9 protein-coding genes are annotated in these 12,627 nt (G+C 70.3%); 4 read left to right on the forward strand and 5 right to left on the reverse strand.

The features are described from left to right. Positions 1 to 2 precede the first annotated feature (2 nt). From AWQ71_RS06840 to AWQ71_RS06850, 3 genes are all read left to right on the forward strand, one after another. Positions 3 to 1,511, forward strand: coding sequence for an RsmB/NOP family class I SAM-dependent RNA methyltransferase (locus AWQ71_RS06840; RefSeq protein WP_067128361.1), 1,509 nt, complete (start codon positions 3 to 5; stop codon positions 1,509 to 1,511). A gap of 88 nt (positions 1,512 to 1,599) precedes the next feature. Continuing rightward, positions 1,600 to 2,268, forward strand: coding sequence for a ribulose-phosphate 3-epimerase (gene rpe, locus AWQ71_RS06845; RefSeq protein WP_067128364.1), 669 nt, complete (start codon positions 1,600 to 1,602; stop codon positions 2,266 to 2,268). A gap of 86 nt (positions 2,269 to 2,354) precedes the next feature. Next, entirely contained in the window at positions 2,355 to 5,504 is a 3,150-nt protein-coding gene (locus AWQ71_RS06850; protein WP_067128367.1) for a S41 family peptidase, read from the forward strand. Between the two features lie 66 nt (positions 5,505 to 5,570). Here AWQ71_RS06850 and AWQ71_RS06855 read toward each other — a convergent pair whose 3' ends face one another. From AWQ71_RS06855 to AWQ71_RS06875, 5 genes are read right to left on the reverse strand one after another with little or no spacing between them, the layout of a single operon-like run. Beyond that, positions 5,571 to 6,599, reverse strand: coding sequence for an ABC transporter ATP-binding protein (locus tag AWQ71_RS06855; RefSeq protein ID WP_067128370.1), 1,029 nt, complete (start codon positions 6,597 to 6,599; stop codon positions 5,571 to 5,573). Then, positions 6,599 to 7,657: an ABC transporter ATP-binding protein gene (locus AWQ71_RS06860; RefSeq protein WP_067128373.1), complete on the reverse strand. Its 1,059-nt coding sequence runs from the start codon at positions 7,655 to 7,657 to the stop codon at positions 6,599 to 6,601. Before AWQ71_RS06860 ends, AWQ71_RS06855 begins: the two co-directional genes overlap by 1 nt. 10 nt (positions 7,658 to 7,667) lie before the next feature. Further along, the gene (locus AWQ71_RS06865) at positions 7,668 to 8,648 is read right to left on the reverse strand and encodes an ABC transporter permease (protein WP_067128376.1); all 981 of its coding nucleotides are present in this window, start codon (positions 8,646 to 8,648) and stop codon (positions 7,668 to 7,670) included. Positions 8,649 to 8,703: 55 nt separating this feature from the next. Next, a complete protein-coding gene (locus AWQ71_RS06870) occupies positions 8,704 to 10,494 on the reverse strand; it encodes an ABC transporter substrate-binding protein (RefSeq protein WP_067128379.1) in 1,791 nt (596 codons plus the stop codon). 36 nt (positions 10,495 to 10,530) lie between these two features. Next, a complete protein-coding gene (locus AWQ71_RS06875) occupies positions 10,531 to 11,538 on the reverse strand; it encodes an ABC transporter permease (protein ID WP_067128382.1) in 1,008 nt (335 codons plus the stop codon). 798 nt (positions 11,539 to 12,336) lie between these two features. Here AWQ71_RS06875 and AWQ71_RS06880 point away from each other — a divergent pair. Continuing rightward, complete coding sequence (locus AWQ71_RS06880) at positions 12,337 to 12,588, forward strand: hypothetical protein (RefSeq protein ID WP_067128385.1); 252 nt, start codon at positions 12,337 to 12,339, stop codon at positions 12,586 to 12,588. The last annotated feature ends 39 nt before the right edge of the window (positions 12,589 to 12,627 follow it).

The raw sequence follows: 12,627 nt of genomic DNA on the forward strand, positions 1-12,627 counted from the left end.
TCATGAACAGCGACAACCGCGGCGGCCGGAACCGCTCCGAGCAGAACCGCGCCGGAGGCGGCCCCGCCGGGCAGCGCCGCGACGGGCAGGACAGAGCCGGGCAGGACAGGGCCGGGCAGGGACGAGGCGGCCCGCAGCGGCGCGGCGGCGCAGGCCAGGGCGGCCGGCGCGGCCCGGGCAAACCGGTCAGGGACGAGGCGCGCAACGCCGCCTACGACCTGATGCGCGCCGTCGACGAGCGTGACGCGTACGCCAACCTGCTGATGCCGACGCTGCTGCGGCAGCGGAAGATCGGCGGCAGGGACGCGGCGCTCGCCACCGAGCTGGCGTACGGCACGCTGCGCGGGCTCGGCACGTACGACGAGGTCATCGCGATGTGCAGTGACCGCCCGCCGGAGGAGGTGGACCCGCCGCTGCTGGACGCGATCCGGCTCGGCGTCCACCAGCTGCTGCGGACCCGCATCCCCGCGCACGCGGCGGTGAGCGCGACCATCGACCTGGTACGGCTCCGCGTGGGCAGCGGCCCCGCCCGGTACGCCAACGCCGTGCTGCGCAAGGTCGCCACCCGGACGATGGAGGAATGGCTGCCCATCGTCGCCCCGCCGCGCGAGGACGACCCGGTGGGGAACCTCGCGGTCAGCTACAGCCACCCCGCCTGGATCGTCGCCGCTCTGCGGGACGCGCTCGGCGGCGACGTCGAGGAGACCGCCGCCCTGCTCGCCGCCGACAACGACCGGCCCAAGGTGGCTTTGGTGGCGCGGCCCGGCCGGTGCTCGCTGGACGAGCTCGTCGCCGCCGGGGCCGAACCCGCCGCGTACTCGCCGTACGGGGCCTATCTGCGTGAGGGCGACCCGGGCGCCATCCGGGCGATCGGCGAGGCGCGGGCGGCCGTGCAGGACGAGGCCAGCCAGCTCGTCGCGCTCGCCCTCACCCGGGTTCCCCTGGAGGAGGACGCGCGCTGGCTCGACATGTGCGCCGGGCCGGGCGGCAAGGCCGGGCTGCTCGACGCGGTGGCCACCCAGCGGGGCGCTCGCCTGCTCGGCGCGGACGTGCAGTATCACCGCGCCCGGCTGGCATGGCAGGCCACCGCGGAGGCCAAGATCGTCGTGTCGGACGGCACCGAGCCGGCGTGGCGGCCGGGGGCGTTCGACCGGGTGATGCTGGACGCTCCGTGCACCGGGCTGGGCGCGCTGCGCCGCCGTCCGGAGGCACGCTGGCGGCGCGACCCGCGCAGCATCCCCGAGCTGACCGCCCTGCAGCGGCGGCTCCTCGGCGTCGCGCTCGACGCCGTACGGCCCGGCGGGGTGGTGGCGTACGTGACCTGCTCGCCGCACCTGGCCGAGACCCGGGCGGTGGTCGGTGACCTCGCCGGGGACGGGCGGGCCGAGATCCTGGACGCCAGGGAGTACCTGCCGGAGGTCCCCGGTCTCGGCGACGGCCCGTACGCGCAGTTCTGGCCGCACCGCCACGGCACCGACGCGATGTTCCTGGCGCTGCTGCGCCGCAGGTGAGACGGGCCGCGGACGCGGCCGGGACAGGGCTCGCCGCCGGGGGAACCCGCGGCGGGCCCGGGACACGACCCGGCTAAACTCGGGCATCATGGCCGTACAGATCTCGCCCAGCATCCTGTCCGCAGACTTCTCCAGGCTCGCCGACGAGGCGACCCGGGTGGAGGGCATCGCCGACTGGTTGCACGTGGACGTCATGGACAACCACTTCGTGCCCAACCTCACGCTCGGCCTGCCCATCGTCGAGTCGCTGCTCAAGGCGACGTCGCTCCCGATCGACTGCCACCTCATGATCGAGAGCCCGGACCGGTGGGCGCCGTCGTACGCGGAGGCGGGCGCGGGCAGCGTGACGATCCACGCCGAGGCGGCCAAGGCGCCGGTGCGGACGCTGCGCGCCATCCGCTCCGCGGGCGCGCGCTCCGGGTTCGCGCTCAACCCGGCGACCCCGGTGGACTACTACGAGGACCTGCTGCCCGAGATCGACATGCTTCTGGTGATGACGGTCGAGCCGGGCTTCGGCGGCCAGAAGTTCCTCGACGTGATGCTGCCCAAGCTGTCGCGTGCCCGCGCGCTCATCGAGAAGCACGGCGGCGAGGTGTGGCTGCAGGTGGACGGCGGCGTCTCCGCCGAGACGATCGAGCGCTGCGCGGAGGCCGGGGCCGACGTCTTCGTGGCCGGCAGCGCGGTCTACGGCGCGGAGGACGCGGCCAAGGCCGTACACGACCTGCGGGCGCTCGCCGCGGCCGCCCAGCAGGCCTGACCAGGCCCGGATCCACCCCACCAGGTCCGGAGCCTCGGTCTGGAAATCCCCAAGCGGGAGGGACTTGGTCAACGTAGGGTGCAGATGTGGCAAATGGTGCATATCTGAGATACCCCCACTTGCATGACGACCTCCTCACCTTCGTAGCGGACGACGACGTCTGGCTGGCGCCCGTGGGCGGCGGCAGGGCCTGGCGGTTCACGGCCGACCAGGCCGCGGTCTCCCACCCCCGGTTCTCTTCCGACGGCACGCACATCGCGTGGACCAGCGCCCGCGAGGGCGAGCCCGAGGTGTTCGCCGCCGATCTGGAGGGCGCCGAGAGCGAGCGGCTCACGCACTGGGGCAACGCCATGACGGGCGTGCGAGGCTGGACCGAGGACGGGAGCGTACTGGCCGTCACCGCCGCGGGCCACGGCTCACGCACCCGGCTGTGGGCCTACGCGGTTCCGCTGGACGGCGGCCAGGCGAAGGCCCTGCCGTACGGCCGGGTCAGCGAGGCCGCGGTCAGCGGCCCCAAGGTGGCGACCGTCTCGGCGATGTGGCGCGAACCGTCGCAGTGGAAGCGCTACCGCGGAGGCACCGCGGCCAAGATCTGGGTGGACGCCACGGGCGACGGCGAGTTCACCCGCCTGTTCGCCGACAACCCCGCGCAGCATTGGTCGGCCATGTGGGTGGGGGAGCGCCTGGCCTTCCTCGCCGACACCGACGGCGACGGCAACCTGTACTCCTGCCTGCCCGACGGCTCGGACCTGCGGCAGCACACCACGCACCGCGGCTTCTACGCGCGCCATGCCGCATCCGACGGCGCCCGTGTCGTCTACAGCGTCGGCGGTGAGCTGTGGCTGCTGGAGAGCCTGGCAGCGGAGCCGTACAAGCTGGACATCACCCTGAGCGGGCCGCGCCCGGCCCGGGCCAAGCGGCCGGCGCCGAGCAAGGTCGGCAGCTTCGCGCCGGACCGTACCGGGCGGGCCAGCGTGGTCGAGATCCGCGGCACCGCCCACTGGCTGACCCACCGCGACGGCCCCGCGGGCGTGCTGCGCGCCGAGTCCGGCGTCCGGGTACGGTTGCCGCGGCCTCTCGACGACGCCGGCCGGGCTGTCTGGGTGTCGGACACATCAGGCGAGGACGCGCTGGAGATCGGCGTACCCGGCGGTGAGATTCGCACGCTGGCCGCCGGTCAGCTCGGCCGGGTGCTCGACCTGGCCGCAGCGCCGGACGGCAAGCATGCCGCGGTCGCCACTCACGACGGGCGGCTCCTGGTGGTGGATCTCGACCTCGGGGATGTCCGCGAGCTGGACCGCACCACTCACGGCGACGTGCAGCAGCTGACGTTCTCGCCGGACTCGGCCTGGCTCGCCTGGGCGCATCCCTACCAGGCCGAGCGCCGCCACCTCAAGCTGGCCCGCGTGGACGGCGGCACCGCGATCGAGGTGACCCCGCCGCGCTTCAACGACTACAGCCCGTCCTTCACCATGGACGGTAAGTGCCTGGCCTTCCTGTCCGACCGTACGTTCAACCCGGTCTACGACGCCCACGTCTTCGACCTGGCCTTCCCCAGCAGCTGCCGGCCGTACCTGGTGCCGCTCAAGGCGACCACGCCCTCGCCGTTCGACCCCTCGCTGGCGGGCCGCGGCTTCAACGGGGAGGCCGACGCCGGTTCGGACGCCGGGAACGACGGCGCGTCCGACACGCCGCCCGTGACCGAGGTGGACGCCGACGGGCTGGCGGCACGGATCGTGCCCGTGCCGGTACCCGCCGGCACCTACTCCAACCTGCGTGCCGCCAAGGACGGCCTGCTGTGGCTGAGCCATCCGCTCAACGGCCAGCTCGGCGACGGCACCGAGCCCGGCACGCCGATCCTGGAACGCTATGACCTGACCAAGCGCAAGGTCGGCGAGCTGGGCAGGGAGTTCCGGGCCTTCGAGGTCAGCGGCGACAGCACGCGCCTGGTGGCCACCGGCAAGAACGGCCTGCAGACCCGCGCCACCGGAGAGGACGGCGAGGTCGTCACCATCGACCTGGACCGGGTGTCCGTGACCATCGACCCGGTCGCCGAGTGGCGGCAGGCCTACAACGAGGCCGGGCGGCTCATGCGCGACCACTTCTGGCGCGCGGACATGAACGGCGTCGACTGGCAGGACACGCTCGACCGCTACGCCCCGCTCGTGGAGCGGATCGGCACCTACTCCGAGCTGATCGACCTGCTCTGGGAGGTCCAGGGTGAGCTGGCCACCTCCCACGCCTACGCGCGGCCCAATGGCGTCGCCCGCGATCCCAAGCGCCGCCAGGGCCAGCTCGGCGCCGACCTCGCCCGGGACGAGGACGGAGTGTGGCGGATCAGCCGCATCCTGCCCGGGGAGTCCTCCGACCACGAGGCCCGCTCGCCGCTGCTCGCGCCCGGCGTCGCCGTCCGGGAGGGCGACGCGATCGTCGCCGTGGGCGGGCGCCGGGTCGATCCGGTCCGCGGGCCGCTGGCCCTGCTGTCCGGCGCGGCGGAGCGGCCCGTGGAGCTGACTGTCCAGCCCGGCTCCGGCGGCGAGACCCGCCGGGTCGTCGTCACGCCCGTCGCCGACGAGACGCCGCTGCGGTACCACGACTGGGTGGCCGGACGGCGGGCGTTCGTGCGTGCGGCGTCGGGTGGGCGGCTCGGCTACCTGCACGTGCCGGACATGGTGGCCACCGGTTGGGCGCAGTTCCACCGGGACCTGCATGCCGAGATGGGCTTCGACGGGCTCATCGTGGACGTCCGCGACAACGGCGGCGGTCATCTCTCCGAGCTGGTGCTGGAGAAGCTGCAGCGCCGGGTGACCGGGTGGATGCGGGCCCGGGGGTACGAGCCGATGCGGTACCCGGACGACTCGCCTCGCGGGCCCATCGTGGCCGTCACCGACGAGTTCGCCGGGTCGGACGGGGACATCGTCAGCGCCGGGATCAAGAATCGCGGCATCGGGCCGCTCGTGGGCACGCGGACCTGGGGCGGTGTGATCGGCATCGACTCGCGGTACTCGCTTGTGGACGGGACCATCGTCACTCAGCCGCGGTACTCCTTCTGGCTGGAAGGCGAGGGGTGGGGCGTGGAGAACCACGGCGTCGACCCGGACGTCGAGGTCATCGTGACGCCGCAGGACCTGGTCGCCGGGCGGGATCCGCAGCTGACGCGGGCGGTGGAGCTCGCCTTGGCGGCGCTGGAGGAGAGGGATCCGGCGACTCCGCCGGAGTTGCCGCCGCTGCGGTGACGAGTGGTGAGAGCACGGCCGGGCCGCGGACAGTCCGCGGCCCGGCCGTACTCAAGAAATGGTCGGTCAGGCGAGGGCGGGGTCGAGCACCACGTCCTCGCCGTGTGTCGTGGGCGCCTCGGGGAAGTGGCAGGCGGTGAGGTGGCCCTCGCGGTTCCCGGCGAGCTGGAGCAGCGGCGGTGCCTCCGTGGCGCACCGTTCCTGGGCCTTCCAGCAGCGGGTGCGGAACCGGCAGCCGGTGGGCGGGTTGATCGGGGACGGCACGTCGCCCGCGAGCCGGATGCGCTGGCGCGGCGTCTCGTCCACCGTGGCCTCGGGGACGGCCGACAGCAGCGCGTGCGTGTACGGGTGCCGGGGCCGCGTGTAGATCGACGCGCGGTCACCGACCTCCACGACCTTGCCCAGGTACATGACCGCCACGCGCTGGGAGAAGTGCCGGACCACGGCCAGGTCGTGCGCGATGAACAGGAACGCGATCCCGAGGTCGCGCTGGAGCTCCTGGAGCAGGTTGATGACCTGGGCCTGGATGGAGACGTCCAGCGCGGAGACCGGCTCGTCCGCGATGATCAGCTTGGGGTTCAGCGAGAGCGCCCGGGCGATGCCGATGCGCTGCCGCTGGCCGCCGGAGAACTCGTGCGGGAACCGGTTGTAGTGCTCGGGGTTGAGCCCGACGGTCTCCAGCAGCTCCCTGACCCGATTCTCGTGGCCGCCGGGCGGGTCGATGCCGTTGATCCGCATCGGGCCGCTGATGATCGTGCCCACCGTCTGGCGCGGGTTCAGCGAGCTGTACGGGTCCTGGAAGATCATCTGGATCTCGGGCCGGACCGGCTTAAGCGCCCGCCGGGAGGCGTGGCTGATGTCCTCGCCCCGGTAGAGCACCTTGCCGAAGGTCGGCTCGTACAGCCGGGCGGCCAGCCGGCCGAGGGTGGACTTGCCGCAGCCCGACTCGCCGACCAGGCCGACCGCCTCGCCCTCGCCGATCTTGAGGTCGACGCCGTCCACCGCGTGGACGTTGCCCACCTGGCGTTTCACGATGAAGCCGCCCATCACCGGGAAGTACTTGGTGAGCCCCTTGAGCTCCAGCAGCGGTTGCATCAGCGGCCTTCCATGAGCTGGGTGAAGATCTCCTGCTTCTGCGTCAGCGTGAGATAGCACGCGTCGCCGTGCCCGCGCTCCGGCGACAGCTCCGGAAGCTCCGTGGAGCACAGGTCGGGGCCGACCTGGTTGCGATAGTCGCAGCGGGGGTGGAAGCGGCAGCCGGGGGGCGGGGTGAGCAGGCTCGGCGGCGTCCCGCGCACCGGCTTGAGCGGCACGTCCACGGACGAGCCGAGCCGCGGGGCCGAGGACAGCAGCCCCCAGGTGTACGGGTGCCGGGGCGTGCCGAGGACCTCGCGCACCGTGCCGCGCTCGGCGGCCCGGCCGGCGTACATCACCAGCACGTTGTGCGCCGCCTGGGCGACCACGCCGAGGTCGTGCGTGATCAGGATGATGGAGGTGCCCATCTGGTCCTGGAGGTCCTTGAGCAGGTCGAGGATCTGCGCCTGGACGGTCACGTCGAGCGCGGTGGTCGGCTCGTCGGCGATGACCAGCGCGGGGTCGCAGACCAGCGCCATCGCGATCATCACGCGTTGCCGCATGCCACCGGAGAAGTGGTGGGGGTAGTCGTCCACCCGGACCCGGGCGTTGGGGATGCCGACGCGTTCGAGCATCTCGACCGCCCGGTCGCGCGCCTCGCGCTTGCTCGCGCCCTTGTGTTTGCGGTAGACCTCGCCGATCTGCCGGCCGACGGTGTGGAACGGCGACAGCGCGGTCAGCGGGTCCTGGAAGATCATGGCGATGCGGTTGCCGCGCAGCCGCTCCAGGGTGCCGCGGCTCGCACCGACCAACTCCTGGTCCTCGAACCAGATCTCGCCGCGGATCTCGGCCTGCTCGCTGCTGTGCAGCCCGAGGATCGTCAGGTTGGTCACGGATTTGCCGGAGCCGGACTCGCCGACGATGCCGAGGGTGGTGCCCTTCTCGACCTCGAAGGAGAGCCCGTCCACCGCTTTGACGACCCCGTCCTCTGTCTGGAAGGAGACGTGTAGATCCTGGACGGACAGGAACGAGTCGCTCCGGCGGCCCCGGCCGGTCTCGGTGATCGTGACGGCGGTCAAGCGATGGCTCCTAGCTGAGGCGGACGCGCGGGTCGATGACGGCGTAGAGCGCGTCGACGATGACGTTGAAGACGACGATCGCGGCGGCGGCGAGCAGGACGGTGGCCATCAGCATCGGCAGGTCGTCGTTGTTGACCGACTGGATCGACAGGCGGCCGATGCCCTGGAGGCTGAAGGTCGTCTCGGTGATGATCGCGCCGCCGATGAGGCTGGCGAGGTCGATGCCGAAGATCGTCGCGATGGGAGTGAGCGTGCCCCGCAGCGCGAACCTCAGCACGACCGTCCGCGCGGACATGCCCTTCGCGCGCGCTGTGCGGACGTAGTCCTCGCTGAGCTGCTCCACCATGGTCGAGCGGGTCATGCGGGTGTAGTTGGCGGTGAAGATGATCGCCAGGACGATCCACGGCAGCAGCAGGCCGTACGCCCAGCCGATGGGGTCCTCGGTGAGCGGCACGTAGCGGGGCCGTTCGATGACCTGCCACTGGAAGACGAGGAAGTACATGGCGAGGGTGCCGATGAAGTAGATCTGCACCGACGCGCCGATCAGGGACGACACGCTGGCGATCTTGTCGAGCGGCTTGCCCTGGTTCAGCGCGGCGATGATGCCGGTGCCGACGCCGAAGAGCAGGAAGACGACCGCCGCGCCGACGGTCAGCGAGAGCGTCACCGGCAGCCGGTCGACGATCGTGCCGAAGACCGGCTCCTGGTTCACGAACGAATAACCCAGGCAGGGGGCCGGGCAGTGCCCCAGCCCTTCGTATTCGCGGCCGACGAAGATCCCGGAGACCCACTCGACGAACTGGACGAAGATCGGCTGGTCCAGGCCGAGGTTGTGCCTCGCCTGGACGAGGGTCTCGGGCGGGCAGACCTTGCCGCAGGCGAGCCGGGCGGGGTCGCCCGGCACGGCGAAGAAGAGGAAGAACGTCACGGCGGAGACGATCAACAAGATGAACGCCGCGCTGAGACCTCTGCGAGTCAGGAAACGAAGCACCGGAGCTCCTGTGCGGGGCTCCGGGGCGCCTCGTGGGGCGCCCCGGAGACGTGGCCTACTGCTGCTTCACGAAGATGGTGTTCGGGGAGACGACCCAGTTGATCGGGTCGATCTCGGCGCCGCCGATCAGCGAGCCGTGCAGGGAGTTGGCGATGCTGTTCACGTCGGGGACCAGCGGCGTCACCTTCTCCATGATGGTCTTGTCGAGGGCGCCCCAGGCCTTGTTCGCCTCGTCGGCGTCGCTCATGCCCTGGATGCGCTTGATCTCCGCCTGGATCTCCGGGTCCTTGAAGTGGGAGACGTTCTGCCCGCCCTCGACGATCGGGCCGAAGATCACCGGGAAGACCGTGGCCGCGTTGGGCCAGTCGGCGCCCCAGCCGCCCCAGTACATGTCGAACCCGTTATCGATCTTGGTGATCGAGTCGTACCAGGTCTTCGGGTTGAGCGGCTTGGCGACGACCTTGATGCCGGCCTTCTCCAGCCCGGCCTTGATTGCGACGGTGATGCGCTCCTGGACCGGAGTCTGGTTGTAGGCGTACACGATGGTCGGGTGCGGGTTGCTCGACTGCGCGAGCAGCTCCTTCGCCTTCTCGACGTCGCCCTCGGGCTTGGCCTTCTTGTTGAAGAGGTCGTACTCCTGGTAGCCCGCCAGAGTGGGGTTGAGGATCGTGGTGGAGATCACCGAGGAGACCGGGCCGCCTCCGATCTGCTGGAGCTGCTTGGCCGGCCACGCGTAGTTGATCGCCTGACGGATCTTGATGTCCTTCACCCGGTCGAGGTTGAAGTAGTAGTAGTCCGCGTACGGCGACGGCTGGCTCATCAGGCGCGACTTGAAGGCGGGGTCGGACAGCACCTGCTGGAGCCGCTCCGGCGCGACCTGCCGGTAGAAGCTGAACGTCTTCTTGTCGTCACCCGCGTCGGCGATGAACCGGTCGGTGGCCTGGAGGTTCTGGTAGCCGAACTCCATGTGCCACTTGTCCGGGTACGCGCCGCGGATCGGGTCGGTGGCCGGGTCCCAGTTCGGGTTCCGCTCCAGATCCATCGACTTGTCCGTGACGTGGTTGACGATGATGTACGGACCGTTGGAGAAGGGCTCCTTGTCGTACCTCTCCTTGGTGTCCTTCGCCTGCGGGACGATGCCGTACGTCGTCATCGCCAGCGCGAAGTTCGCGTCGGCGTGCGGCTCCTTGAACTTGAATACGACGGTCTTGTCGTCGGGCGTCTCGATGTTGTCGAGGTGCTTGCCGTCGTAGGGGCCCTTGTAGGACTTCTTGTAGTTCTCCTGCGTCAGCCACTGCTGCACGTAGGGGGCGCCCTCGGTGCTGTAGGAGGCGAAGAGGCGCTCGATGGTCCACTTCACGTCGCCGGAGGTGATCGGGGTGCCGTCCTGCCACTTCACGCCGTCCTTCAGCGTGAACGTCCAGGTCTTGCCGCCGTCGGAGGCCTGGCCGGTGTCGGTGGCGAGGTCGCCGACCAGCTTGTAGTCGTTCTTCGCGATCCGCTTGTAGCCGGTGAGCTGGCGGGCGTACATCAGGGCGAAGGCGCTCTCGACGTTGGTGTAGATGCGGCCCGGGTCGAGGTGGGCGTAGTCGTCGCGGTCGATCATGTTGATCGCGCCGCCCTTGACGACGCCCTCCGGCGCGATCGCGGGTCCGTTGGAGTCGTCGGCCGTGCCGATGGCGATCTTCGGCGCGGTGTCGGCGGAGGGCCCCCGGTCCGACGCGGCGCTGGACGGGTTGCCGGCGGCGGCGGGCGTCCCGCCTCCGCCGCCCTTGGCACAGGCGCCGGCGAGAGCCAGGACACCGACGGCGAGAACGGCCACCGTCGACCGCTTTCGGATGGACATGTCGCTCCTTATCTGGGGGATCTGCGGGAGACGTGGTCAGCGTCTGATCTTGGGGTCGAAGGCGTCCCGTACGGAGTCTCCGAGCAGGTTGAACGCGATGACGAAGATGAGCAGGGCGATGCCCGGGAACATCAGGTAGGTGATGTCGTCGGTGTAGACCTCGGTGCCGCGCAGGAACATGCGGCCCCAGTCCGGGGTGGGCTCGATCATGCCGACGCCCAGGAAGGACAGCGCGGCCTCGGAGGTGACGAGGGCGGGCAGCAGCAGCGTGGACTGGATCAGGATCGGGGTCCACAGGTTGGGCAGCAGTTCCTTGAAGACGATCCGGGCCGGTGAGGCGCCGGTGACCTTGGCCGCCTCGACGAACTCCCGTTCGCGCAGGGACAGGACGTTGCCGCGCAGCAGACGCGCCAGCCCGGCCCAGCCGAAGATCGTCAGGAAGATGATCAGCGTGGCCGCGCGCAGCCAGACCGGCGTCTCCTCCTCGGGCTTGACCATGAGGTTCTCCAGCACCGGCATGAACGCGATGATGAAGAGCGTCGAGGGGAACGACAGCAGGACGTCGATCACGCGGCCGATGAAGTAGTCGGTCCTGCCGCCCACGTAGCCGGCGACGATGCCGACCACGATGCCGATCAGCGTGGTGGCGATCGTGGCCGTCAGGGCGATCAGCAGCGAGGTCCGGATGCCGTACACGAGCTGCATGAAGACGTCGCGGCCGAGGCCGGGCTCGATGCCGAACCAGAACTCCGAGCTGATGCCGCCGTTGGGCAGGAGCGGGAAGCCGAAGTCGTTCAGCAGGCCGGGCCGGTCCTGGCCGTAGGTCGTGTACGGGTCCTTGCCGTACAGCAGGGAGATCAGCGGGGCGCCGACGGCGACCAGGATGAAGAACAGGACGATGACCGCCGAGATCATGCCTGTCGGGTCCCGGCGGAAGCGCCGCCACATGAGCTGGCCGGGGGACCGGCCGACCAGGCTTCCGCCGGTTGCGGCGGGTGTGATCGCCGTTGTCGGTTCTGCGGTGGTCTCTGAAGGGATCGTCATCGCGCAGGAGCTCCCGAGAGGGACATCAAAGGTCGGCAGAAATCCCGACTTGAGGGAACTTTGGCAAGTTATTTTCCGTAGGTCAATGAGACGACGGGCGCCATTTATTTCTTGCTTGGTTCGTGCCTCAAAGTAAATCACCTTGTGTTGAGGCAAAGCGTTGACCTGGACGGATGAGAGAGCGACCATGTCGACTATACGTATGCGCCCGTGTCACGATTCTGTGACACAATCCGGACAATATCGCGGCGCAATATGCCAGGAAACGCGACTTTCGGGAATTGTCGCGGTCGAATTGGGGCGATTTAACCTCAATTTCGGGCGGCCCTTTTGGCGCTTGGCGTCGTGTGGCCGCCGGGTGGCCCGGGCTCGCGAGTGTGCTGACCGCAACCGTTCACGGGGTCGGGGGAGCGGAGCCGGGGCGGAGCGAAGGCTCCATGAGAGAGGGTCGCGGGTTCCCTCAGGCGAAGCGACCGACCCGGCCGAGGTCCGTGGACGTCCCGCGAGGGGGCGGGAGCATAGATGTGAAAGAAGTGTTTGACACTTTAAAACGTCAAAGATAGCTTTGACATATGCGAGACACCGACCCTCGCGCTATGCGGGCGATGGCGAACCCGCTGAGACTGGATCTGCTCGACTTGCTGGCCCGGTCGGACCCGCCACGGCGGCGAGCTGCGCGCGGCACCGAAAAGGACGGCCCCGAAGAGGACGCCGGGACGGAGTGACCGGCCGGCGCAGCCCCGCGGGCGAGGCGAGACGCGTCGCGGCCGCCCTCATCCACCCCCTGAACGAGAGCAGATGAGCACGATGGACGACATGCGGAAGGCCGCCGAGATGGGGCTGGCCGACATCAACCGGGCCCACGCCGAACTCGTCGCGGAGACCGACCTGCGCCGCCGCCTCCGCGCGGCACAGAGCGTCCGCGCGGGCGACGACGACGATCGGATGGCGGCGAGCCTCCTCGGGCGTGTGCGCCACCGGCTGGCCGTGGGCATGCGCGGCCTGGCCGACGGCATCGACCCCCTGCCGCGCCGGGTGTGTGAGCCCTGACGCGCCGGGCGGAGACAGGACGGGCCCCCGGCCGCGTGG

The sequence above is a fragment of the Microtetraspora malaysiensis genome (genome assembly GCF_001528665.1).
In the GTDB taxonomy this organism is placed as follows: Bacteria; Actinomycetota; Actinomycetes; order Streptosporangiales; family Streptosporangiaceae; genus Microtetraspora_A; species Microtetraspora_A malaysiensis.

Coding starts and splice junctions, on each gene's coding strand:
- AWQ71_RS06840 (WP_067128361.1), top strand. CDS start 3: ATGAACAGCGACAACCGCGGCGGCCGGAACCGCTCCGAGCAGAACCGC.
- rpe (WP_067128364.1), top strand. CDS start 1,600: ATGGCCGTACAGATCTCGCCCAGCATCCTGTCCGCAGACTTCTCCAGG.
- AWQ71_RS06855 (WP_067128370.1), bottom strand. CDS start 6,599: ATGCAACCGCTGCTGGAGCTCAAGGGGCTCACCAAGTACTTCCCGGTG.
- AWQ71_RS06870 (WP_067128379.1), bottom strand. CDS start 10,494: ATGTCCATCCGAAAGCGGTCGACGGTGGCCGTTCTCGCCGTCGGTGTC.
- AWQ71_RS06875 (WP_067128382.1), bottom strand. CDS start 11,538: ATGACGATCCCTTCAGAGACCACCGCAGAACCGACAACGGCGATCACA.
- AWQ71_RS06880 (WP_067128385.1), top strand. CDS start 12,337: ATGAGCACGATGGACGACATGCGGAAGGCCGCCGAGATGGGGCTGGCC.